Source organism: Corynebacterium lujinxingii (assembly GCF_014490555.1).
GTDB lineage: Bacteria > Actinomycetota > Actinomycetes > Mycobacteriales > Mycobacteriaceae > Corynebacterium > Corynebacterium lujinxingii.
In genome coordinates, this window is record NZ_CP061032.1 from 475,590 (window position 1) to 498,556 (window position 22,967).

Genomic DNA, 22,967 nt, shown 5'->3' on the forward strand with positions numbered 1-22,967 from the left:
GCCCGGCGCGCATAGCCCGCGACGCTACCTGCCGAGCAGGGCGAGAGGCATGACGATGACACCGTCACGACGCACATACGCTTGCTTTCCTGTGGTGAGGACCATGAGGTTGGACACGCGGTCGGGGATGCGGTCGCGCAACCACAAGAGGTGTCGTACGTCGGAGTCTTCAATGTTTGGTTTTAGCTTGACCTCGACTCCGACCACTTCTCTTTCGGGGCCCTCGATGATGAAGTCGACTTCCCGCTCTCCTGCATTGGATCTGAGGTGGTACACCTTCGCCCTGTCTGCCTGTGCCAGCACCCGGAGCGTGAGCGCGCAAAGGGATTCGAAGAGCGGACCAAACATGTGGGCCGCGCGGTTGCTTAACAGGGCGGACGGGGTGATGCCGAGAAGACGTGCTGCCAGAGCGGGGTCGGCGAGATGGTGCTTCGGGCCTTGCTGGAGCCGTTTCAATTCGTTGTTTTCCGGAACCCACCCCGGGACAGGGTCGAGCAGCCAGATTTTCGCAAGATGCTCCCGGTAGGCGAGCGTGGTCTTTTGGTTTGGTTGTTCCGTCTGGCCACCTGTCGTGGCGTCGAGCAGCCTGGAGTAGGCCGTGGTGGTCGACGTCGCCGCAGCGTATGCGCGCAACCAGCTCCGAAGTGACTCGGGGCGGCGGACTTCGTACCCGGCATCGGGAATGTCGCGGTCAATGATGCGTTCCAAGTAGGAGTCCAGCATCATCATCTGGATTGTGGGGTCGGCGGCAGCAATAGCAGGAAAACCGCTGCCGACAATGAGCTTGGCGTAGTCACCGACCTCCAGGCCGGTCATTCCGGAGAAATCTGTAAACCCATTCAAAATACTGGTGAAGCTGCACGTAGGTTCCGTCACCCCACGCTCGTGAATGGCCATCGGTCGCATCCTCAACGAGTAGATCCGGCCGGCGCCCGAGTGCGACCCTTCCGCATTAACGGGAGTAGCTGATCCAGTCAGGAGGAACCGCCCTGGGGTAGCGCCGCGATCCACTTGCCGGCGGACAGAATCCCATATCTGGGGAAGGTGCTGCCATTCGTCGATAAGCAGCGTGCCCTGCGGCGCTGAAGAGAGAGAAAAGTCAGCTTCGGCGACGCTTCGCATCTCCGGGTCATCCAGATACCAGGCGGCGTTGGCACGTCGTCTTGCAGTGTCGGTCTTGCCTACGCCTTTGGGGCCGTCGATGGCGATGGCGGGGAGGTGGAGCATGAGCAGATCAAGCTCGTCGTCAAGCGTACGCCGAAGGTAAGTCATATAGGGCAGTGTACAGCATAAACAGTCCCTACTACCGTAAATTCAGAACGCCTACTACCCGATTTTCAGACGTCCTACTACCGTAAATTCAGAACGTCTACTACCCGATTTTCAGAAGATGCCCCACACCGAAAGATCCGGTGCGGGGCATCGCGATGTCGTGAGCGGAAGAAATTAACGCTCCCAGACGCGGTGGGACGCCAGCAGCTCCTTGACCGGATCGGCAGCGGCGTCGGCAGTGTCGACGGCGACGATGCCCGGCTGGTCCGCCGGCACGCGTGCGCCCTCGAGCGCCTCAGCGCCAGTGTCACCCACAGCGATGATCGCCTTCTTGTGACGCTCGAACTCGCCGAGCATCGTGTTCACGTCGGTGTTGGCCGGCGGGTTGACGACTACGGCCGCGTCGAACTCGATGGAGCTGGCGGTCAGGTACGTGCGCGAGATGGACACGTCCTTGCCGCCGATCTTTACGGCCCCGCCCTTTTCGGCGACGAGCAGTGGGGTGGTGCCGGCGGCGAAGAGGTCGTCGACAAGCTTGCCCACTGCGTCGGCGGAATCACCCAGGTCGGTGGAGATGAGCACGCCGACCTGGCGGCCGTCGATAGGCCAGGTGCCGCCCATCTGGGACAGCGCCTCGGACGGCTTCACGTCGGCGACATCATGCTTCTCCGGGTGCGGCAGGCCGAGGTTGTCGGCCACAGCCTCCGCGAGAGCCTGGTCCACGTGCGCGAGCACATCGAGGTAGCGCACCTTGACGGCCTCCTCGTAGCACTTGCCCAGCTCGAACGACAGCGCCTGGGTGAGGTGGTCCTGCTCGACGTCGGTCAACGAGATGTAGAACTGGCGGGGCTGCGAGAAGTGGTCGTCGAAGGACGCGGGCTGCTCGCGGGTGATCTTGCCTTCCACGGCGACAGGCACGTCGATAAACGCGCCCTCGTCCACAGTGGCCTCGGCCGGGTTGTTCTCGTCGAGCGAGTTCGGCTTGTAGGGTGCCACGCCGGTGTGGGAGCCGACCTGGTGCATGCCGTCGCGCAGGTTGTCGTTGACCGCGGTGTGCGGACGGTTGATCGGCAGCTGGGAAAAGTTCGGGCCGCCCAGGCGCGAGATCTGGGTGTCCAGGTAGGAAAACAGGCGGCCCTGCAGCAGCGGGTCGGCGGTGACATCGATGCCCGGAGGCAGGTGCGACGGGCAGAACGCGACCTGCTCAACTTCTTCGAAGTAGTTGCGCGGGTTCTTGTTCAGCGTCATCGTGCCGATGATTTCCACCGGCGCGAGCTCCTCGGGCACCAGCTTCGTCGGGTCGAGCAGGTCGATGCCCTCGAACATCTGGTCCTCGGTGTCCGGGAACACCTGTACGCCGAGGTCCCACTGGGGGTAGGCGCCGGCCTCGATGGCGTCGTAAAGATCGCGGCGGTGGAAATCCGGATCCATGCCGCCGGTGATCTGCGCTTCTTCCCACACCTGGGAGTGCACGCCGAACTTCGGCTTCCAGTGGAACTTGACCAGGGTGGTCTCGCCGTCGTCGTTAATGAAGCGGAATGTGTGGATGCCGAAGCCTTCCATCATGCGCAGCGAGCGCGGAATGCCGCGGTCCGACATGTTCCACAGGGTGTGGTGGGTGGCCTCGGTGTGCAGGCCGACGAAGTCCCAGAACGTGTCGTGCGCGGACTGTGCCTGCGGAATCTCGCGGTCCGGGTGCGGCTTGCCGGCGTGGATGATGTCCGGGAACTTGATTGCATCCTGGATGAAAAACACCGGGATGTTGTTGCCCACGAGGTCCCAGTTGCCCTCTTCAGTGTAGAACTTCGTGGCCCAGCCGCGGGTGTCGCGCACAGAGTCGGCCGAGCCGCGGGAGCCCAGCACGGTGGAAAAACGGACGAAGACTGGGGTTTCGGCGTCCTTTTTGAACACCTTGGCCTTGGAGATCTTCGATGCGTTGCCGTTTGCGACGAACACACCGTGCGCACCCACACCACGCGCGTGGACGGCGCGCTCCGGGATGCGCTCGTGGTCGAAGTGTGTGATCTTCTCGCGGAAGTGGTGGTCCTGCATCAGCAGCGGGCCACGTTCGCCAGCGCGCAGCGACTTCGAGGTCTCCGACAGACGCGCACCCTGGGCGGTGGTGAGGTACTCGCCTTGCTGCGTGCGCGGATCCGGGGAATCCGAACCGGCACCGAAGTGGAACGGGCAACCGGTGGCGGAGACGTTTGCCGGCGGCTGCTGCGCGTCGGTGTCCTGCGGCGGGGTGGTCTTGCCGTCGGGCTGTGCAACGCTCGGGGTTGCGGCGCCCGGTTTGCCCGGCGCCTTGTCGCCCGCAGGGGATGCGGCGTTGGTGGACGGGGTGTTGTCGCTCATGGTTTTAACCTCACAAAGGCAGGGGAGTAATTCCGCCTTTGAGCGTAGCGGTCAGCGGTGCGGCATGGGTGGGAAAACTACTACGCTCGTCCACATGAGTGTGCGAAACGTGCAGCAAATCCAAGACGCGGTAGCGGAGTACTGGCCCGACGTGCGGTGGGTGGAATCCACCGGTTCCACCAATGCGGACCTGCTCAACGACAACGCCGCGCCGGGCACGGTGCTCATTGCCGACGAGCAGACCGCTGGCAAAGGTCGCCTGGGCCGGCAGTGGGTCACCCCGAAGGGCTCCCAGTTGGCCATGAGCATGGTGGTGGATTTGGGCGATACTCCGCCGCCGTTGGGGCTGCTGTCCATCGCGCCGAGCGTGGCTGTGACCGATGTGGTGCCGCAGGCGCAGCTGAAGTGGCCGAACGACGTGCAGATCGACGGCAAAAAGATCGCCGGCATCCTCTCCGCACTGGATATGCCGCGGGTGATCGTGGGCATCGGCATCAACGTCGCCATGCGCACCGAGGATCTCCCGGTGGAGACCGCCACGGCGTTAAACCTCGAGGGCATCGACGTCGACTTTGACGATTTCACCGCCGACATCCTCACCGCCATGGGCGTGCGGTTCCGGCAGTGGCAGGAGCGCGACCCGCAGCTGCTCGTCGACTACCGCAAGGTGTGCACGACCATCGGCCAAGAGGTCCGCCTGGAACTGCGCGAGGGCGAGGAGACGGTGCGCGGCCTGGTCACCGGCATCAACGACGAGGGCGAGGTGCTTATCGACGACACCGCCTACGCCGTCGGCGACGTCCACCACCTCCGCCCGAACCAGTAAGCGTCAAGTAACCTGGCCGGTCGTGGCGAACAAAGCGGTGTTCAAAGTCGGCGAGGACGAGACGGTCCTCGCCGACGTGTGCGCGCCGCTTTCCTCACTGACCTTCCCGCTGCTGGAGTTGGTTGCGGTTACGGGCCTGGCCTGGATGGCCATCGGCTGGATGGATGTCACCCCACACTTCGCCCCGGCGATGCGCAACATCGTGGTGCTCATCTGGGCGATTCTGGCGCTGTGGCGGTTTGTTGCGCCGCTGGTGTCGTCGAGAAGAAGGCGCTTCGTGGTCACGGACAAACGGGTGTTGGCGCGCGGGCGGCGCGGGGCGGTGGATTCGATCCCCCTGCGCCAGATCCACTCCGTGCGCCGCGAGCGCGGGGGCTTATGGGTCGCGCTCTACGGCTACGCTCAGCCGGTGCGCTTCGACGACGTGGGCAAAACCCGCGCAGTGGAGAAAACGCTGCGGGCGCAGCTGCGCTAGTCCTTGATCGCTAATTCTTCACCTCGGTGGTGTGCAGTTGCTCGTCCAAGTCCTCCGGCGAGAGGTGGCCGCCCAAAAATTCGGCCGTGATCGGCAGGTGCAGTTCCATGTCGGTGCCGGGGCACAGTTCAACGACGGCCTCGTCGACGGTGTAGTCGAGCACGTGCCCGCCGCGCGTGTGATCGTCGTCGATGAAGTGCACGTGGCAGCCCGGTACGCCGATGCCCTTGGCGTACATGGGTGTGCGGAAACCGCCGATGACGCCGTCGACGTCGGTGAAGACGTGCTCGGCGTCGTCGGACACCGCCTCCGACATCGGCGGGTACGGCTTTTCCTGCTTGGTCACGGTGCGCACGCGCACCTCTTTGAACCGACCGGTGATTTTCACCGCGGTGAAGAAGTTGGGACTCGGCTCGGCGTCGTCGATAAACTTCGCCAGCTCGGAGCGCACCATGCCGGCGGGGGCCCGGAGAGTTTGGCGGGGCACGAAGTTGGTCACCACGGTAAACGGGGTGCGCTGGTCAAGATCGGCCACGCGCGCCTTGCCGTCGGAGGTCAGTTGGTGGCACACGCCATCGAGGATGAGCATCTCCCCGTCGAGCGCGTCGAAGGTGCCCAGACCGAAGTTTCCCTTGCCCAGGATGTCGCCGATGGTCAGCTCGCCGTCGTAGATGCCGTCGAGCAGCGCGGTCATCAAAGAGTTCTGGAAAATGGTGTGGCGGGCGATCGTTTCAGACATGTCTTCAATGGTAGCCGTCCCTGCGACTACAGTGTTCGGCGTGAGTAACGCCTATGGGATGCCCGTTGTCGCCGTGCTCGGCGACGGCCAGCTGGCACGGATGATGCAAACGGAAGCGATCGAGCTCGGCGTGGAAACGCGCGTGCTCGCATCGGACGAGGACAAGTCGGCCGCGCAGGTCTTCGGCGACGTGCGCCTCGGCGATTACACCAACCTCGAGGACCTGCGCGCGATTGTCGATGGCGCCGACGCAGTCACCTTCGACCACGAGCACGTACCCAACGAGTACGCGCAATTGCTTATCGACGACGGCGTGACCGTCGAACCCCGCCCCGACGCCCTCATCTTTGCCCAGGACAAGCTGGAGCAGCGCCGCCGCCTCGCGGAGGCCGGCCTGCCGGTGCCGGCGTTTACCGGCATCGAATCGGCCGCCGACGCCGAGGCGTTCTGGGACGAAACCGGCGGCGAGGTCTGTCTCAAGGCCACCCGGGGCGGCTATGACGGGCACGGGGTGTGGTTCCCGTCGTCGAAAAGCGAGTGCGCCGAGTTGGCCGAGGACCTGCTCGGACGCGACCTGCCGCTAATGGCGGAGAAGAAGGTTGCGTTCACCCGCGAACTGTCCGCCATGGTCGCGCGCAACCGCTCCGGCGACGTGCGCGCCTGGCCGGTGGTGGAATCGCGCCAGGCGGATGGCATCTGCCGCGTGGCCATCGCGCCCGCGCCGGGCATGTCCGCGGAACTGGCTGCGCGGTGCGAGGATCTGGCCGTGCGCGTCGCCGAGGGCCTCGGTGTGACCGGCGTGCTGGCCGTCGAGCTGTTCGAGTACGAGGGCGACAACGGCCCCGAGGTGTCCGTCAATGAGTTGGCGATGCGCCCCCACAACACCGGCCACTGGACCCAAGATGGCTGCGTGACCTCCCAGTTCGAGCAGCACCTGCGTGCGGTGCTGGATTGGCCGCTCGGTGCCGTCGATACGCTCGCGCCCGCAACGGTGATGGTCAACACGCTCGGTGGCGACACGGACCCCGACACCCCGATGGCCGAGCGCGTCGTCGAGGTCATGCGCAAGTACCCGCAGGCCAAGGTGCACCTCTACGGCAAGGACCACCGCCCGGGCCGCAAGATGGGCCACGTCAACGTCTGCGCGGCAACCACCGACGAGGCGCTCGCGATCGCCGAGGACGCCGCGCACTACATCATCCACGCAACCTGGAAGGACTAGGAAGATGGCACAGCCTCAAGTTGGCATCATCATGGGCTCCGACTCGGACTGGGACACCGTCGCCCCCGCCGCCGAGGTGCTCGCAGAGTTCGGCATCCCGTTCGAGGTCGGTGTGGTCTCCGCGCACCGCACCCCGGACAAGATGCTCGCCTACGCCAAGGAGGCTCACAAGCGTGACCTGCAGGTGATCATCGCCTGCGCGGGCGGCGCGGCCCACCTGCCGGGCATGGTCGCCGCCGCCACGCCACTGCCGGTCATCGGCATTCCGCGCGCGCTGGACACGCTGGACGGGTTGGATTCGCTGCTGTCCATCGTGCAGATGCCGGGTGGCGTGCCGGTGGCCACCGTCTCCATCGGCGGCGCGAAGAACGCCGGCCTGCTCGCCGCGCGCATTCTCGGGGCTTCGGACCCGGCCGTGCAGCGTCGCATGGTGGACTACCAGGCGCGCATGGCCGCCGAGGTGGAGCGCAAGGACGAGGCGCTGCGCCAGCGCCTGATAGGTGAGTAACCCAATCGTCGTGCTCGGCGCCCGGATTATCGACGGGCGCCCCTCCCGCATGCTCGAGCACCGCCTGCACAAAGCACTCGAGGTGTGGCGTTTCGAGCCAGCGCCACTGGTGGTCTCCGGCGCCGGCGAGGCTCGCATCATGGCCGACTGGCTCGTCGCCCGCGGCGTGCCGGCCGCTTCCGTGGTGGTGGAGCCGCACGCCCGCTCCACCAACGAGAACTTGGAGCGCTCCCGCGCGCTGTTCCCGGACGCCGCGTATCTGACCGTGGTGACCAGCGGGTTTCACGTCCCGCGCACCCGCGTGTGGGCCTGGCACCTCGGCATTCCGGTGCGCACGATCGCCGCGGCGACGCCGTCGACCTCGCGCACCAAGAACTACGCCCGCGAAGTGTTTGCGGTGCCGCACTCAATCGCGCGCGTTGCTTATCGACGACTCATGCGCCGTCTTTTCAACCGCTAGCGGGGTCGTTCCGCTGCCGCTGCTCCGCCGGTGCCGGGTCGTTCGCGGACCCCAAAAAACGTAGATGACGATACCTCGATGACAATAAATGCAGGTCAAGGCGTTTTGGGGATTTTCGGCCCGTGGGGAGCAGAAACGCGCTGACCAGGAACTATTGTCATCGAACTATCGTCTTCTGGAGATGAGGGGCCCGCTCGTGGCGGCGGAACTAACGGGGCAGGCCCGGCAGTTCGATGCCCAAGTCGATGCCGAGGTGCGGGCCGGCGAAGTAGAGACCGGCGGCGCCGAGGGTTGCCACGATCGCGCCCGCGCCGAGGATGACGGCGAGGAAGCGCAGCGCGTTGTCCACCTGGTCCTGGGAGAACTCGGTGCTGCCCGGGCCGGTGGCGTTCTGGGTGGTGTCGGCGGCAGCGGTCTCGGCGTGGGCCGGGGCGGCGGCTGCAATCACCAGGGTGGGGGCGAGCGCCAGTGCGGTTGCGCGGCGGGTCAGGGTGCGCGACATCGGGATTCCCTTCATTTCACGGGGGTTTGACCGCCACAGTTTAGCCCACTTGCGCAGGGGCAACGATTACTGCTCGATCACGCGGGTGACCTTCTCGGCGTCTGTGATCTCCTGCAGCCGGTCGGCGGAGGCGAGCCCGGTGACGGCGACGACCGAACCGCCGGCGGCAAGCGGGGCGAGCACGGCGGTGCGGAACCCGTCGGTGCCGTGCCAGCCCTGGACGAGGTAGCGTTCGGCGTCGATGCCGTCTTCGGCAAACGTGGACAACTCCGGGCTGATGCCGAAGTACGCGTCGCCGTAAAAACGCACCGTCGGGCCGAAATCGACCGTCCCCGGGGGAAGAGTGCCGCCGGCTTCGACGATGCCGCGGCCGAACGGGTCGTCGGAGACGAGCACACACTCTGCGGCGGACGTCCAGTTGTCGGCGTGCTCCGGGGTGGTGAAGACGATGTCGGGGGCGGTGACGGGGGCGTCGATAAGCGGAGCGCGCGACGAGTTGAACGTGCCCACCGCAATGACGGCGGCCTGCCAGGAGACCGGCAGGTCGATGACGATGCTGGCCTCGGGGGAGAGGTCGAATTCCTCGTCGAGCATGTTGGCCACTTTGCTGGCCCAGTTGTCCAGCGTTTGGGCGGAGAAATCCATGCGGATACCCCGCGCGTCGTCGTAAATGGTGAAGCGCGGGGTTGCGGGATCGGCGGAAAGTAGGGGACCGAGCATGTTCATGCCCGCCCAGTGTAGGCACTACAGGAAGATTGCCGAGCCGGGGCCGAGCGGCAGGTCGAACTGGTACCAGATGAACAGCAAGATGGCCCACGACATCCAGAACGGGATGACGAAGACGATCAGGCGCGACATCAAGGTGCCCAGGCCGGCCTTCGGCTCGTAGCGGCGCAGCAGGGTGAGGATCACGATGATGTACGGGTTTAGTGGGGTGATGATCTGGGTGGCGGAGTCGCCGACGCGGAACGCGGCCTGGGTGAACGACGGCTCGAAACCGATCAGCGCGAACATGGGCACGAACACCGACGCCATGAGCGTCCACATCGCGGAACCGGAGATGACCAGCAGGTTTAGGCATGACGCGAGGATGATAAATGTCAGGATCGCTCCGAAGCCGGTAATGCCGGCGGACTCCAGCAGGGCGGCGCCCTTGACGGCGGAGAAGGTGCCGATGCCGGACCAGCTAAACAGCGAGATGAACTGGCCGAGGATGAACGCCAGGACAAGGAAACCGAGCATGTCGCCCATCGCCTTGGTCATCATGTCCACGACGTCCTTGATGTTGTTCACGGTGCCGGCGGCCTTGCCGTAGGCGATGCCGAGGACCAAAAAGTAGGTGAAGACGATGAAGACGATCGACTGCAGCAGCGGAGACTTCGGCAGAAACGCGCCTTCCTCGTTGCGCCACGGAGACGACGGGATGAGAACGGCGACGAGGATGATCGCGGTGACGATCACGGTGGCGATACCCGCCCACTTCAGGCCGCGGCTTTCCTTGTCGGTCAGTTCCACGGAGATCTCGTTGCCGTCGGCGTCGCGGTTCATGCCATCGTCTCCTTCGACCATGTCTTCCGGAACGTCGAGCTTGTGCATACGTGGCTCGAGCACCTTGTCGATTACCAATCCACAGATCAGGCCGAGCACGATGGAGGCGGCGATGTTGAAGTAGTAGTTCGAGATCGGGTTGACGTGGGTGGCATCCAGGTTCGGCAGCGTGTCCATCACGGCGTTGGTGATGCCGGCGAACAAGGCGTCGAGCGAGGTGGGCACGAGCGCGGTGGAGTAGCCGGCGCCCACCGCCGCGAAGCCGCCGAGCAGGCCTGCGACCGGGTGGCGGCCCGCGGCCTTGAACACCATCGCGGCCAGTGGCGGGACGACCACGAACGCGGCGTCGGCCATGATCGAGGCGGTCACGCCGATGATGCCGACGGCGTACGGCAGGATCGAGCGGTTCGCCGAGCCGAACAGTTTGCGGATCAGGGCGGAGAGCATGCCGGAGCGTTCGGAGACGCCCACGGCGAGCATGATCGGCAGCACGGTGGCCAAGGGCGGGAAGCCGAGGTAGTTCTCGCCCATGGTGGTGGTGGTGAACCAGGCGAGACCCTCGCCGGTGAAGAAGCCCTTGATGACCACCTTTTCGTCCTCGCCGGGGACCTCGACCTCGGCGCCGAAGTAGGCCATCACCGTGGAGACGGCAGCGGTGAACAGGAACAGGATGAGAAAGAGCGTGAACGGCTCGGGGAGTTTGTTGCCTACGGCTTCGACGCCGCCGAGGACGCGGTCCAGGGCAGTTTTCTTCTCTGGCGGGCTGCGGTCTGCGCTGTTGTCGGGGTCTTTTGTGCTGGTTGTGGTGGGCGCGCCGGTGTCGCGTTCGGAGGTCCGGCCATCGCCGTTGTGTGTGATCCTCGATGTGCTCATGCACATATGTTGTACCAGTCACACTTGATGTGCACTACGGTTTGAGGAGAATTCCATTCGCCCGATAGAAACGGATATGGAGAGTGAGCCACGTGCATCCCGCCCGCCCGACCGAGCCAACCCCGCCGAACCCGGCGTTTCTCAACCGCATGGACGCGCTTGTCGACGAGCAAATCGGCGCCGCATCCCCCGAATTCCCAGTCGAGCCGGGGTACCCCCAGCGCGAGGCCGTCTGGGACGGCGTGGAACAGCGGGTCGGTATCGCGCGGGCGGACCTGGAACACATCATGCGCGACCTGCACGCCAACCCAGAGGAGGCCTTCAAGGAGTTCCACGCCCAGCAGGTCATCGCCGAGGTGTTGGAAACCCACGGCTTCGACGTCGTCCGCGGCGCACACGGGGTGGACACGGCGCTGCGGGCGCAGTGGCAAAGCGACGACTTCGACCCGGCCGTGCACCCCACCGTCGCGGTGCTGTCGGAGTACGACGCGCTGCCCGGCATCGGGCACGCCTGCGGCCACAACGTGATCGCGGCGTCCGGTGTGGGCGGCTTTCTCGGCGCGGTCGGCTCCGGTTCGGGCCGCATCGTTTTCCTCGGCACGCCGGCGGAGGAGGGGTACACCGGCAAGGAGTACATGATCCGCGGCGGCATGCTCGACGGCGTGGATTGCGCGGTGATGATCCACCCCTTCTGCTACGACCTGGTCTCCCACGCATGGACGGGACGCCGCTCCCTGACCGCCACATTTTCCGGGGTCGCCGCGCACGCGTCGATGCAGCCGTACATGGGCCGCAACGCGCTCGACGCCGCGACGCTCGCGTACCAGGCGTTCGGCCTGCTGCGCCAGCAGATGCCGCCATCGGACCGCCTTCACGCGATCATTGCCGACGGCGGGGCGCGCGCCTCGATCATCCCGGAGGAGGCGACACTGAACATCTACGTCCGTTCGCTCTACACCGACACCTTGATGGATCTGAGCAAGCGTATCGACGACATCCTCACCGGCGCGGCTCTGATGACCGGCACCGGTGTGGAGGTGGAGTGGGACAACCACCCGATGTCGCTGCCGGTGCGCAACAACGAGGCCCTCGCCGCGCGCTGGGGTGCCACCCAGCAAGCCCGCGGCCGCCGCGTGCTGCCGGGCGGGATCCTGCCGGACTCGCAGGCGGCGTCGACCGACTTCGGCAACGTCTCCCAGCTCGTGCCGGGTATCCACCCGTTGGTAAAGATCGCGCCGGAGGGCACCGCGCTGCACACGGTCGCGTTCGCCGACGCCGCGATCACCCCGGCGGCGCTCGATGGCGTGGTGGACTCGGCGGTGGGGCTCGGCCAAGTCATCGCGGACGTGCTCAACGACCCGCAGTTGCTTGCCGACGCCCGCGCCGAGTTCGACGCCGCCGGGGGAGCGGTCTCCGTGGAAGAGCTGCTAGCGGATTAATTCACGCAGCGGGGGCTGTCGTCGCCGGCGGACAGTTCCGGTGCCGGCTCGGCGGCGCCGAAGTCCTCGCCCGGGGTGCCCACGGTCTCGGCCTGCTCAGCTTCCTCTTCGGTCATCGCGCCGGGGCCGTCGTAGTCGTCGGCAATCACCGCGATGACAGTGCCGGGCTCGAGGCTGGCATTGACGGTGACGGGGACGTCGCCAAGCAAACGCGCCAGCTCCTGCGCGGCCTCGTCGGAAGCGTCGGCGACGACGACCTGGGTGGCGGAGTAGACGCCCTCCATGGCGTTGGAGATGCTGGAGACGGTGACGCCTTCGGAGCCTAAGGCGTCGCCCACGCGCGTGGCCTGACCCGGGATGCTGCCGGCGTTGAGCACGGTGACCTCGGTGCCGGTGAACGCGGAAGAGTCGGACGCGGAGGAGGTCTCCGTGCTGGAGGTTTCAGTTTCCTCCTCGTCCTCCGGTTTCACGGCGTCCTCCATGAACTGGTGGACCTGGGGGATATCGACGGTGATGATGGATTCGCCGTAGTCGCCCACGCCGTTAACGGAGGTCACCGGGATGGTGGTGAAGGTGACGTTGCCGCCGGCCAGATCGGACAACTGCTGGGCGAGGCCGACGATGTCCCAGCCCTTGTCCAGGGTGACGGAACGCTCCGCCGCGTTGGAGAGCTCGCGCAGTTTCGCCGGGTTGGTCAAGGTGCCGGTCGAGAGCATCGATTGCACCAGCGAGGCCATGTATGCCTGCTGGCGCACGATGCGGTCTAAGTCGCCGCGCGGCAGGTCGTGGCGCTGGCGCACAAACGACAGCGCTTGCGCGCCAGTAAGTGTCTGCTCGCCGGCGGGGAATTTCGCGCCCGAGAGCGGCTCGTCGACAGGGGCGTTGAGGCAGACGTCCACACCGCCGACGGCATCGGTAAGCAGCACGAATCCGAGCAGACCCACTTGCGCGAAGTGGTCGACCTCCACGCCGGTCAGATCCGCCACCGCATCGATGAGGCCCTCTTGGCCGGCGCGCGCGACCTGCTGCTCCAACGCCGGGCCGTCCTCCATGCCTTCGTTGTGAAGCTCCTCGCGCTTATCGCCCGCGCGCGCGGCGTAGACACCGTTGATCTTCAGGTTGCCGAAGTCGTCGGTGTGCACGTAGGTATCGCGCGGGATGGATACCGCGGTGGCCTTCGAGCCGTCTTCTGGGATGCGGATGACCATGATGGTGTCGGTGTTGACCTCACCATCGGCCACACCGGCGTTCAGGCGCGCGAGCTCCTGCTCGCTTAAGGGATTGCCCTGGGCGTCGGTGCGCGAGTCAGAGCCCACCAGCAGGATGTCCATCGCACCGTCGAAGGAATCGTTGCCATTCTTTTTGCTTTGCGACGACACGTTGAGCTCCGAGGCACTCAACTGCCCACCGAGCCGCCCGACCGCGAAATAACCGATGCCGGAAAGCGCCACTGCGGCGGCGGACACGATCGCCAGGCCGGTGCGCAGGGCGGGGTGGCCGGATTGCGAGACATCCCGCACCCGGGAGGGCGCGGGTTTGATGTCGCGGGCTTGCCGCCTGGGCTCAGTCACGCGGGAAATTATACGACATGCCCCCGCCGGATCATGTGCCGTGCACCGGAAATGCGGTCTGCGGTGGGTATGCTGACCGGCATTGTGAAACACACAGCGCATAACTCCGCCACGCAACAGGCTCCGCTTGCGGTGATTACCGTGACGTATTCGCCTGGGGAGCACCTGGCGCACCTGATCGACTCGATCGCGGACGCGACCGAGCGCGACGTGGTGCTCGTCTGCGCCGACAACGGCTCGAAAGACGGGGTGCCGCAGCAGGCGGCCCGCGAGCACGAGCACGTGGAATTCCTGCCCACGGGCGGCAACATCGGCTATGGCGCGGCGATCAATAAGGCGGCGGGGGCGCTTGCGGGTCGTCGTCAAGCGGGCGCGATCAGGGACGATTACTTCCTCATCGTGAACCCGGACGTGGAGTTCACCCCGGGCAGCCTGGACGAGCTGATCCGCTGCGCCAACGACGCTCCGAACGCGGGTGCGGCCGGGCCGCGCATTGAGGAAGCGGACGGTTCGGCCTACCCGAGCGCGCGCGAGGTGCCGGGACTAACCACCGGTATTGGGCACGCGCTTTTGTACGACTACTGGCCGGACAACCCGTTCTCGCGCGCCTACCGCGCCGGCGCGAACATGGAAGTCCAGCGCACCGCCGGCTGGCTCTCTGGGGCGTGCCTGCTCGTGCGTTGGGACGCGTTCGACGCCATCGGCGGCTTCGACGAGCGCTACTTCATGTACTTAGAGGACATCGACTTCGGCGACCGGCTGTCGCGCGCCGGGTGGGACAACCTGTACTGCCCGAGCTCCGTGATTTTGCACGACCAGGGGCATGTGGCGGACAAGCACCGCCCGGTTACTGTGCCGGCGCATCACGCGTCGGCCTACCGCTTCCAGCGCGACCGACATCCCCATACTTGGCAGGCTCCAATCCGGTGGGCGCTGTGGGTCGGCCTTAAGATTCGGGGGATGCTCCAACTGGGCCGACCGAGCCCCCGCACCCGGCGGGGCGCGAAGTAAAAGCCCGGAACCGACGAATTGATGAAGGACAAAGCAATGGACAACGCCATCGCCGATATGGACGCGGTGATTTTGGTCGGTGGACGCGGCACGCGCCTGCGGCCGTTGACGGTTTCCACCCCGAAGCCGATGCTGCCCACTGCCGGTTTCCCGTTCCTCGCGCACCTGCTCGCGCGCATCCGCGAGGCCGGCATGCGGCATGTGGTGCTGGGCACTTCCTATAAGGCGGAGGTGTTCGAGGAGTACTTCGGCGACGGTGCCGAGTTCGGCCTCGAGATCGAGTACGTCGTGGAGGAGGAGGCCCTGGGTACCGGCGGCGGCATCCGCAACGTCTACGACAAGCTGCGCCACGACAACGTGATGGTGTTCAACGGCGACGTGCTCTCGGGCGCGGACCTGTCTGCGATCGCGCACACGCACGTGAGCAAGGATGCCGATGTCACCCTGCACCTGGTTCGGGTGCCGGATCCGCGCGCCTTCGGCTCGGTGCCCACCGATGACGACGGCAACGTGCTCGCCTTTTTGGAAAAGACCGAGGATCCGCCCACCGACCAGATCAACGCCGGCTGCTACGTGTTCAAGCGTTCGGTGATCGAGCGGATTCCAGCGGGGCGTGTGGTCTCGGTGGAACGCGACACGTTCCCGGGCCTGTTGGATTCGGGCGCGAAGGTCGTCGGCCACGTGGATTCGTCGTACTGGCGCGACATGGGCCGCCCGGACGATTTCGTCCAGGGGTCCTCCGACGTGGTGCGCGGTATCGCGTACTCGCCGCTGCTGGAAGGCCGCACGGGCGAGGCGCTTGTCGACGACTCCGCTGGCGTCGCCCACGGCGTGATCTTGATGGGCGGCACGACGGTGGGCCGCGGCTGCGAGATCGGGGCCGGCGCGCGTGTCGACGACTCCGTGATTTTCGACGGCGTGACCATCGAGCCGGGCGCGATGGTGCGCAACTCGATCATCGCCGCGGGCGCGCGCATCGGCGCGAACGCGCGCGTGACCGACTGCGTGATCGGCGAGGGTGCCCAGATCGGTGCGCGCTGCGAGCTGCAAGCCGGGATGCGTGTGTGGCCGGGCGTCGCAATCCCGGATTCGGGAGTGCGTTTCTCCCCGGACGCGTAACCGACACGCCGGAACCGGCAAATAGTCGCGCTTTCAGGCCGTGCTACTACATGTAGTACCCCCGAATGTCACCCCCGATCGCCGGGGCGTGTGACTGGTGTGACAGATGTGACGCGCCACTTGGGAAACGTCTGAAAAACGTGCAACTGACCAACTTTTTGGTTGCGGCTATTTAGGGCCTCGGTGTGTAATCGCATCAGTGTTATTCACGCATCCGGGGCAACCGGGGTGCATCACTCTTTGAACGACCACCAGAAAAATCAACGTAAGCAACAGGGAAGGTAATGGCGTGGAAAATCAAGCGGACGCCATCCTCCGCGGAGCTGCCGCGGGAGGGATGACCCTCGACGAGTTGTTTGGCGCTGTCGAGCAGGAGTGGCAGGACCAAGCGCTGTGCGCGCAGACGGACCCTGAGGCTTTCTTCCCGGAAAAGGGTGGCTCGACTCGTGAGGCCAAGCGAATCTGCAAGGCGTGCGCGGTGCGCGACGAGTGCTTGGAGTACGCGCTCGAGCATGACGAGCGCTTCGGTATTTGGGGCGGGCTCTCCGACCGTGAGCGCCGCCGACTGAAGAAGCAGATCGGCTAGCCCCTACCAGGGAAAATCCGGATTCACGGTGCGTGGATCCAGGTTGAGGTAATTCGCCACCAACGCGGTGAGTACCCACGTGAGTAGCTCGGAGCGCTCCTGGGTGCTCACCGCTCTGTGTTCGATGGGCATGCGGAACACAACGAACCGGGCGCGCGTCGGGTTGCCGTGCATGTCCACGCCAGCCTGCAGCACACGGCCCAAGGGGACGGGGCCATCGGCGATGATTTCGTCGGGAAGCACGGTCATGTCCGCGTGCAGCCGCATGCGCGGGATGGTGTCCACGGCGAGGTCCACCCCGGCGAGTTGGTCGAAGTAGGCGTTGTGCAACGGTGCGTAGGCGTCCATGACCAACTGGTCGAACGCGGCGGTGCGGGTGCGGTAGCGCGGAACCCCGACGGGTAGCAGCGGGCCACGCGCGCCGCGGCCGTGGCGGTCGCGTGCGGCGCGGACGTTCGACGGGCCCTGCCCGCCACCGGATCGGGTCTGCATGCGCGCAATCCTAAGGCCGGCCGCGCCGGAGTCGGAGGGGGCGCGCCGCGCCGCGGTACAAAAACCTCAAGAAGGGGTTTAGACTATCCGCCGTGAATGTCTTCCGCCGTTGCTGCCGCCCCGGGTGCGGCAGGCCTGCCGTAGCCACCTTGATCTACGCCTACGCGGATTCGACGGCGGTCATCGGCCCGCTTGCACCCGCGCCCGACCCGCACGCCTGGGACTTGTGCGAGCGCCACTCCGCGCAGATCACCGCGCCCGTCGGCTGGGAGATGGTGCGCGTGGAGCACGTCGAGCTTGACGACGACACCGATCCGGACAACTCCGACATCACTGCCCTTGCCGAGGCGGTGCGCGAGGCCGGTCGGTTGACCACGGGGCTGGTGGACACCACTCAGGATCCGATCGAGTACGAGGCGTCGCGCGACTTCAACGACCCGGAGACCTCGAACCACCCGGTGCACCGCACGAAGCGGGTGGAGGAGCAGATCGCGGCGGCCAAGGCAGCGCGCCGTTCGCACCTGCGCATCGTGCCGGACCCGGACGAGGGCACACAGTAAGATAGCCCGCATGGCTATCGAGCACACACGTGATTCCCTGAGCAGCGTTATTAAGGCCTACGACATCCGCGGCGTTGTCGGCGAGCACATCGACGAGGACTTTGTCCGCACCGCCGGAGCGGCCTTCGCGCACATCCTGCGCGGGGAGGGCGAGACCCGGATTGCGGTCGGCCACGACATGCGCCCGTCATCGCCTGCGCTGGCCGCGGCGTTCGCCGAGGGGGCCGCATCGCAGGGGTTGAACGTGATCGATCTGGGGCTGACTTCCACCGACGAGCTCTACTTCGTCGCTGGCTCCGAGAACTGCGCGGGCGCGATGTTTACCGCCTCTCACAACCCGGCCCAGTACAACGGCATCAAGCTCTGCCGCGCGGGCGCCACACCGGTGTCCACCGACACCGGCCTGTCGGAGATCGGCCGCATGATCATCGAGGGCGTGCCGGCGTTTGACGGCGACCGTGGTGTCGTCGAGAAGCAAGACGCGCTCGAGGCGTACGCGACGTACGTGCGCGACCTGGTCCCGGTGCCGGCGCGCCGCAAGTTGGTTGTCGCGGTGGATGCGGCCAACGGCATGGCCGGGCTGACGGTGCCGGCCGCGCTTGCGGACATGGACATCCGCCCGCTGTACTTCGAGTTGGACGGCACGTTCCCGAACCACGAGGCGAACCCGCTGGACCCGAAGAACCTGGTGGATCTGCAGAAGTTCACCGTCGAGCAGGGCGCGGACATCGGGTTGGCGTTCGACGGTGACGCGGACCGCTGCTTTGTTGTCGACGAGCGCGGCGAGGCCGTCTCGCCGTCCGCGATCACCGCGCTGATCGCTACGCGCACGCTCGCGGAGCACCCGGGGGCGACGATCATCCACAACCTGATCACGTCCAAGGCTGTGCCGGAGATTATCGACGAGTGCGGCGGCAAGGCCGTGCGCACCCGCGTCGGCCACTCCTACATCAAGGCCGAGATGGCCGAGCAGGGGGCCCTGTTCGGCGGCGAGCACTCCGCGCACTACTACTTCTCCGAGTTCTACAACGCCGACTCCGGTCTCATCGCAGCGCTGCACGTGCTGGCCGCACTCGCTGAGCAGGACAAGCCACTATCCGAGCTGATGGCCGAGTTCGACCGCTACGTCGCCTCCGGCGAGATCAACTCCGAGGTAGACGACCAGCAGGCGGCGACGAAGCGCGTGGTCGACGCCTTCGAAGACCGCGCCGAATCCGTGGACACCCTCGACGGCGTGACCGTGCAGTTGAAGGACTCCAAGGCGTGGTTCAACGTGCGCGCCTCCAACACCGAGCCGCTGCTGCGCCTCAACGCCGAAGCCCCCACTAAGGCCGAGGTGGACGCGCTGACCGAGGAAATTCTCGGCTTGATCCGTTCCTAACCACCCGGGGCGCGTCTGCCCGGGGTGGTAGGTTGAACGTTTGCGCTCGCGCTGTCGGCAACGGCAGCATCACGCCGGATTGAAGGAGACCACATGGAGCGGTTGGACGGGGTACTGCGCCCTTACCCGTGGGGGTCGCGCACGCTGTTGGCGCAGTTGCGTGGAAAGCCCGCGCCGAGCGAGCAGCCGGAAGCTGAACTCTGGTTCGGCGCCCACCCGGCGGCACCTGCGACCATCGACGGTGAGGGGCTCGACGAGATCATCGCCGGCGACCCTGCGTCCGCTCTGGGCCGGCGCGTTGTCGACGAGCACGGCGAAGGCCTGCCGTTTCTGGTGAAACTACTGGCCGCCGACGCGCCGCTGAGCATCCAGGCCCACCCGTCCGCCGAGCAGGCGGAAGAGGGCTTCGCCCGCGAAAACGACGAGGGCATCGACCTGCACAGCCCGAAGCGCAACTACAAGGACCCGAACCCGAAACCGGAGCTCATCGTCGCGTTGACGACGTTTCGCGCCATGGCGGGCTTCCGCCCGGTCGAGCAGTTGGCGCAGCTGTTTGAGGCGTTTTCCTCCCCGGAACTCGACCGGTACGCCGCGCTGCTGCCGGCGGCCGGCGGGGCGGGGGACCTGCGGGTGCTGTTCACCACGCTCGTCTCGCTGCCAAAAGCCGCGCTGACGGACCTGCTTGCGGCGGTTGAGACCTCGGCGGGTGAGATCGCCTCCGCTGGCGACCAGCCAGCGTGGGTGCGCGAGGCCGCCGAGGTGTTCCTGGAACTGTCCGGGCGCTATCCCGGCGACGCTGGGGCGTTGACGGCGCTGCTGCTCAACATCGTCACGCTTGCGCCGGGTGAGGGCGCGTTCTTGGGCGCCGGCCAGCTGCACGCCTACCTGTCAGGTCTGGGCGTGGAGGTCATGGCCAACTCCGACAACGTGCTGCGCGGCGGGCTGACCACCAAGCACGTCGATGTGCCGGAGCTGGTGCGCGTGCTCGACTTCTCGTCGCTGGAATCCCCGCGGGCGCGCACCACGTCGCTCGACGGGGGGACGCGGTTCGATCTTCCGGTGGAAAGCTTCCGCGTGAGCGTGCACTACCTCGCGGAAGGGGAGTGCGTTGTGGACGAGGATGGCCCCGCCATCGTCGTGTGCACCGTGGGAGCAGTGCTTGCCGACGACACCACGCGCACCGCCGAATTCTCCGCCGGCGAAGCCATTTGGATCCCGGCATCCGACGCCGCGGTGACCCTGCGCGCCGCCGATGCGGGGCAGGGTGCGCAGGTGTTCGTCGCTACGGTCTGATGCCCTGCGTCACCCGGTCGATCACCTCGCGGGGATTGAACCCCTGCTGCGGGCTGGGGTAGCCAGCCACATCTTCCTTGCCGGCGACACGCCCCGGAGCGGACGCGCCTTCCTTTGGCGCCTGGTCGGCGGCCGGCGCGCTTGGCGCTGGTTCGGCCGCGGCCGACTGGCCCGGCGACAGATTGTCCGGGGCCTTTCGGGAGACGGGCTCGTCGCTGACCTGTTCGGCCGCGGGCACCGGATCCTCGGGCTCCGTCGGGGCGGGACGGCCGCCCTGCGGGCGCTGCGGCTGCTCGGGCGACGGCCCGGAGCCCGGCGACGGGGCGGGCTCGGGGCTCACCGGCTCGTTCGACGTGGACCTCGGCGCGCTGGTGCCGTGCTGTTTGGAATCCTTCGGGGCAGTGCTCGACCCCTCCGGCGTGGACTGCACCTGGTTGTTCGCCTCGGTAGTCGCAGCCGGCTTCGCCGGGGCCGGCACGATGTTCGTCGGACGGTAAACCTTCGTCGGCTCCGCGGGCGTGGCCTGGCCGACCACGGCGTGTGGCGGCAGGTACGGGTCGTCTTGCGCGGTGTAGCCGGATGCCATCTGAAATGCGGCGCTGTGCTGGTCCGCGTTGTACTTTGGATCCGCTGCCGGGTCGTCGGTGGCGGAGGCGCCGCTGTGGCTCGACTGTGCCGGGGACGAGTCCGCAGAGGAGGAGGTTTCCGAGGTGGTGCGGTGTGTCGTCGATACGCTGCTTGATGTGGCGGACTGGTCCGCGGCATCAGCTGTGTAACCGGCGTGATTCGTCGAGCTCGACGACGCCGCCCACACGGTCCACCCCGCGATCGCGGCAAGGATCACGCCCGCGCCGAGCAGTACGGCAACGCGGCGTTGAGTCGTCTTCATGACCGGCTCCTTCCTCTCGGTGGGCGCAACCCGGATGGTCACAAATCGGTAACAGTACGTGGTGTAGCAATGTTTATAGCACGTCGTTGGGCTGAACATAACCCCGAAAATGAGATCTGGCGTATATAAAGGCGTTAGGAAACCGAACCGGATACTTGGAAGGAGCGTCGCTGTGGCGACCTGGGACGAGCAGATTTTCACGATTGACACCAACGTCGATTTCCTCGACGAGATCGCTGACCTGGACACCGAGGAGATCGTCGACGCCGTGCGCGACGCGGTGCTGCTCGCGGCGAACCAGGACAACCCGAGCGAAGACGAGCTGCTCAACGGCCAGGCTGCGGCCACCATCGCCGCGATCTGGTCGGGCGCGCCGTTTTCCGCCGGCGACACTGCGGAGACCTACCCGTTCATCCGGCTGCGCCCGGATGAGATCGACGAGAAGTTGGTCGAAGCCGCGGCAACGGTGTTGGAAGATGCCGACACTGAGGCGGACCTCGAGCAGTTCCTCGAAGCGCTCGCGTAGCCATGATCATCGCGTTTGAAGGCATCGACGGCGCCGGCAAAAATACCCTCGTCACCGCATTGAAGGACGAGCTGGGCGCCGACACAATCGCATTCCCGCGTTACGACGACTCCATCCACGCCCAGCTCGCCCAAGACGCGCTGCACGGCCGGATGGGGGACATGACCGATTCCGCTTTCGCCATGGCCACCATGTTCGCGCTCGACCGGCACGGGGCGAAGGCGCTTCTCGACGACTACGCCAACGACCCCAAGCGCATCCTGATCCTGGACCGCTACGTCGCGTCCAACGCGGCTTACACCGCGGCGCGCACCGGCGACGATGCAGCGCTGACCTGGGTGGCGGAGCTCGAGTTTGAGCGGCTCGGGTTGCCGAAGCCGGACCTGCAGGTGCTCGTCGATACGAGCCCCGAGCTCGCTCGGGAACGTGCCGAGAAGCGCGAGGCGCAGGACGCTGCCCGCACCCGCGACCGCTACGAGCGCGACGGCGGGCTGCAGGCGGCGACATCGGCGGCCTACGCCAGGCTCGCGGAGAACTCGTGGGGCGGGCCGTGGGTCCGCAGCTCGGATCCGGCGGTTATCATTCAGGCAGTACAGGACCTGATGGCGTAGGGCCCCGGTTTAAGGAGGACACGTGGCTGCCAAGATCTTGGTCGTTGACGATGACCCAGCGATCAACGAGATGCTCACCATCGTTTTGGAAGCCGAGGGCTTTCAGACGAGTTCCGTCACCGACGGCGCGGAAGCCGTCGGTGCGTTTCAGAGCTCCGATCCGGATTTGATCCTGCTCGATCTCATGCTGCCGGGGGTCAACGGCATCGACATCTGCCGTGAGATCCGCAAGCAGTCCGCGGTGCCGATCGTGATGCTCACCGCGAAGACCGACACCGTGGATGTGGTGCTCGGGCTGGAATCCGGCGCGGACGACTACATCACCAAACCGTTCAAGCCGAAGGAACTGATCGCCCGCATCCGCGCCCGGCTGCGCCGCACGGATGACGAGCCGGCGGAGGTCTACGAGATCGGCGACCTGACCATCGACGTGCCGCAGCACACCGTCACCCGTGGCGGGGAGGAGATCCAGCTCACCCCGCTGGAGTTCGACCTGCTGCTGGAGATGGCGCAGAAGCCCAACCAGGTCCACACCCGCGAGGAACTGCTGGAATCGGTGTGGGGCTACCGCAACGCTTCCGATACGCGCCTTGTGAATGTGCACGTGCAGCGTCTGCGCTCCAAGATCGAGCACGACCCGGAAAACCCCGAGATCATCCTCACCGTGCGCGGGGTGGGCTACAAGACCGGCAAGCCGGAGGTGTAGCCG

General features: G+C 66.2%; 24 protein-coding genes. 15 read left to right on the forward strand and 9 right to left on the reverse strand.

Annotated elements, in window-relative coordinates:
• Positions 1 to 24: 24 nt before the first annotated feature.
• On the reverse strand, positions 25 to 1,272 hold the full coding sequence (locus IAU68_RS02295) for an ATP-binding protein (RefSeq protein WP_171194240.1): 1,248 nt from the start codon (positions 1,270 to 1,272) through the stop codon (positions 25 to 27).
• Between the two features lie 174 nt (positions 1,273 to 1,446).
• Positions 1,447 to 3,627 carry a catalase gene (locus tag IAU68_RS02300; RefSeq protein WP_171194239.1) on the reverse strand — a complete coding sequence of 727 codons (2,181 nt, stop codon included), beginning with the start codon at positions 3,625 to 3,627 and terminating at the stop codon, positions 1,447 to 1,449.
• A gap of 94 nt (positions 3,628 to 3,721) precedes the next feature.
• On the opposite strand from IAU68_RS02300, the gene IAU68_RS02305 reads away from it, so the two are divergent.
• Together IAU68_RS02305 and IAU68_RS02310 are read left to right on the forward strand one after the other, a co-directional pair.
• The gene (locus IAU68_RS02305; RefSeq protein WP_171194238.1) at positions 3,722 to 4,453 is read left to right on the forward strand and encodes a biotin--[acetyl-CoA-carboxylase] ligase; all 732 of its coding nucleotides are present in this window, start codon (positions 3,722 to 3,724) and stop codon (positions 4,451 to 4,453) included.
• 22 nt (positions 4,454 to 4,475) lie between these two features.
• Positions 4,476 to 4,928 carry a hypothetical protein gene (locus tag IAU68_RS02310; protein WP_231699069.1) on the forward strand — a complete coding sequence of 151 codons (453 nt, stop codon included), beginning with the start codon at positions 4,476 to 4,478 and terminating at the stop codon, positions 4,926 to 4,928.
• A 10-nt stretch (positions 4,929 to 4,938) separates the two neighbouring features.
• Here the strand turns inward: IAU68_RS02310 and budA are convergent, their stop codons facing one another.
• Positions 4,939 to 5,667: an acetolactate decarboxylase gene (budA, locus tag IAU68_RS02315; protein ID WP_171194237.1), complete on the reverse strand. Its 729-nt coding sequence runs from the start codon at positions 5,665 to 5,667 to the stop codon at positions 4,939 to 4,941.
• A gap of 58 nt (positions 5,668 to 5,725) precedes the next feature.
• Between budA and IAU68_RS02320 the strand changes: the two genes are divergently transcribed.
• From IAU68_RS02320 to IAU68_RS02330, 3 genes are read left to right on the forward strand one after another with little or no spacing between them, the layout of a single operon-like run.
• Positions 5,726 to 6,889 carry a 5-(carboxyamino)imidazole ribonucleotide synthase gene (locus tag IAU68_RS02320; protein ID WP_171194378.1) on the forward strand — a complete coding sequence of 388 codons (1,164 nt, stop codon included), beginning with the start codon at positions 5,726 to 5,728 and terminating at the stop codon, positions 6,887 to 6,889.
• A gap of 4 nt (positions 6,890 to 6,893) precedes the next feature.
• A complete protein-coding gene (gene purE / locus IAU68_RS02325; protein ID WP_171194236.1) occupies positions 6,894 to 7,397 on the forward strand; it encodes a 5-(carboxyamino)imidazole ribonucleotide mutase in 504 nt (167 codons plus the stop codon).
• Complete coding sequence (locus IAU68_RS02330; RefSeq protein ID WP_171194235.1) at positions 7,390 to 7,857, forward strand: YdcF family protein; 468 nt, start codon at positions 7,390 to 7,392, stop codon at positions 7,855 to 7,857. Before purE ends, IAU68_RS02330 begins: the two co-directional genes overlap by 8 nt.
• A gap of 208 nt (positions 7,858 to 8,065) precedes the next feature.
• Here IAU68_RS02330 and IAU68_RS02335 read toward each other — a convergent pair whose 3' ends face one another.
• The 3 genes from IAU68_RS02335 to IAU68_RS02345 form a co-directional block, all read right to left on the reverse strand.
• On the reverse strand, positions 8,066 to 8,359 hold the full coding sequence (locus IAU68_RS02335; protein ID WP_171194234.1) for a hypothetical protein: 294 nt from the start codon (positions 8,357 to 8,359) through the stop codon (positions 8,066 to 8,068).
• A gap of 66 nt (positions 8,360 to 8,425) precedes the next feature.
• Complete coding sequence (locus IAU68_RS02340) at positions 8,426 to 9,085, reverse strand: TIGR03089 family protein (protein WP_171194233.1); 660 nt, start codon at positions 9,083 to 9,085, stop codon at positions 8,426 to 8,428.
• Between the two features lie 18 nt (positions 9,086 to 9,103).
• On the reverse strand, positions 9,104 to 10,780 hold the full coding sequence (locus tag IAU68_RS02345; RefSeq protein WP_171194232.1) for an AbgT family transporter: 1,677 nt from the start codon (positions 10,778 to 10,780) through the stop codon (positions 9,104 to 9,106).
• 149 nt (positions 10,781 to 10,929) lie between these two features.
• On the opposite strand from IAU68_RS02345, the gene IAU68_RS02350 reads away from it, so the two are divergent.
• Complete coding sequence (locus IAU68_RS02350) at positions 10,930 to 12,219, forward strand: M20 family metallopeptidase (protein WP_171194377.1); 1,290 nt, start codon at positions 10,930 to 10,932, stop codon at positions 12,217 to 12,219.
• Here the strand turns inward: IAU68_RS02350 and IAU68_RS02355 are convergent.
• Positions 12,216 to 13,790 carry an LCP family protein gene (locus IAU68_RS02355; protein WP_231699071.1) on the reverse strand — a complete coding sequence of 525 codons (1,575 nt, stop codon included), beginning with the start codon at positions 13,788 to 13,790 and terminating at the stop codon, positions 12,216 to 12,218. The genes IAU68_RS02350 and IAU68_RS02355 overlap by 4 nt on opposite strands.
• Positions 13,791 to 13,859: 69 nt before the next feature.
• On the opposite strand from IAU68_RS02355, the gene IAU68_RS02360 reads away from it, so the two are divergent.
• From IAU68_RS02360 to IAU68_RS02370, 3 genes are all read left to right on the forward strand, one after another.
• On the forward strand, positions 13,860 to 14,801 hold the full coding sequence (locus tag IAU68_RS02360) for a glycosyltransferase family 2 protein (RefSeq protein WP_171194376.1): 942 nt from the start codon (positions 13,860 to 13,862) through the stop codon (positions 14,799 to 14,801).
• Between the two features lie 21 nt (positions 14,802 to 14,822).
• Positions 14,823 to 15,920 (forward strand): mannose-1-phosphate guanylyltransferase, encoded by a 1,098-nt coding sequence (manB, locus tag IAU68_RS02365; RefSeq protein WP_231699073.1) that lies wholly within the window; start codon positions 14,823 to 14,825, stop codon positions 15,918 to 15,920.
• A gap of 337 nt (positions 15,921 to 16,257) precedes the next feature.
• A complete protein-coding gene (locus tag IAU68_RS02370; protein ID WP_171194374.1) occupies positions 16,258 to 16,506 on the forward strand; it encodes a WhiB family transcriptional regulator in 249 nt (82 codons plus the stop codon).
• 3 nt (positions 16,507 to 16,509) lie between these two features.
• Here the strand turns inward: IAU68_RS02370 and IAU68_RS02375 are convergent, their stop codons facing one another.
• A complete protein-coding gene (locus IAU68_RS02375; RefSeq protein ID WP_171194230.1) occupies positions 16,510 to 16,998 on the reverse strand; it encodes a metallopeptidase family protein in 489 nt (162 codons plus the stop codon).
• 92 nt (positions 16,999 to 17,090) lie between these two features.
• Between IAU68_RS02375 and IAU68_RS02380 the strand changes: the two genes are divergently transcribed.
• From IAU68_RS02380 to manA, 3 genes are all read left to right on the forward strand, one after another.
• Positions 17,091 to 17,558, forward strand: coding sequence for a DUF3499 domain-containing protein (locus IAU68_RS02380; protein ID WP_171194229.1), 468 nt, complete (start codon positions 17,091 to 17,093; stop codon positions 17,556 to 17,558).
• Between the two features lie 10 nt (positions 17,559 to 17,568).
• Positions 17,569 to 18,939: a phosphomannomutase/phosphoglucomutase gene (locus IAU68_RS02385; RefSeq protein ID WP_171194228.1), complete on the forward strand. Its 1,371-nt coding sequence runs from the start codon at positions 17,569 to 17,571 to the stop codon at positions 18,937 to 18,939.
• A gap of 93 nt (positions 18,940 to 19,032) precedes the next feature.
• A complete protein-coding gene (gene manA / locus IAU68_RS02390) occupies positions 19,033 to 20,232 on the forward strand; it encodes a mannose-6-phosphate isomerase, class I (protein ID WP_171194227.1) in 1,200 nt (399 codons plus the stop codon).
• Here manA and IAU68_RS02395 read toward each other — a convergent pair.
• A complete protein-coding gene (locus IAU68_RS02395) occupies positions 20,222 to 21,121 on the reverse strand; it encodes a hypothetical protein (RefSeq protein ID WP_171194226.1) in 900 nt (299 codons plus the stop codon). The genes manA and IAU68_RS02395 overlap by 11 nt on opposite strands.
• Positions 21,122 to 21,293: 172 nt before the next feature.
• On the opposite strand from IAU68_RS02395, the gene IAU68_RS02400 reads away from it, so the two are divergent.
• From IAU68_RS02400 to mtrA, 3 genes are read left to right on the forward strand one after another with little or no spacing between them, the layout of a single operon-like run.
• A complete protein-coding gene (locus tag IAU68_RS02400; RefSeq protein ID WP_171194225.1) occupies positions 21,294 to 21,647 on the forward strand; it encodes a DUF4259 domain-containing protein in 354 nt (117 codons plus the stop codon).
• Between the two features lie 2 nt (positions 21,648 to 21,649).
• Entirely contained in the window at positions 21,650 to 22,258 is a 609-nt protein-coding gene (locus IAU68_RS02405; protein WP_171194224.1) for a dTMP kinase, read from the forward strand.
• Positions 22,259 to 22,280: 22 nt separating this feature from the next.
• Positions 22,281 to 22,964, forward strand: a complete 684-nt coding sequence (gene mtrA, locus IAU68_RS02410) for an MtrAB system response regulator MtrA (RefSeq protein ID WP_171194223.1) — start codon at positions 22,281 to 22,283, stop codon at positions 22,962 to 22,964.
• Positions 22,965 to 22,967 lie beyond the last annotated feature (3 nt).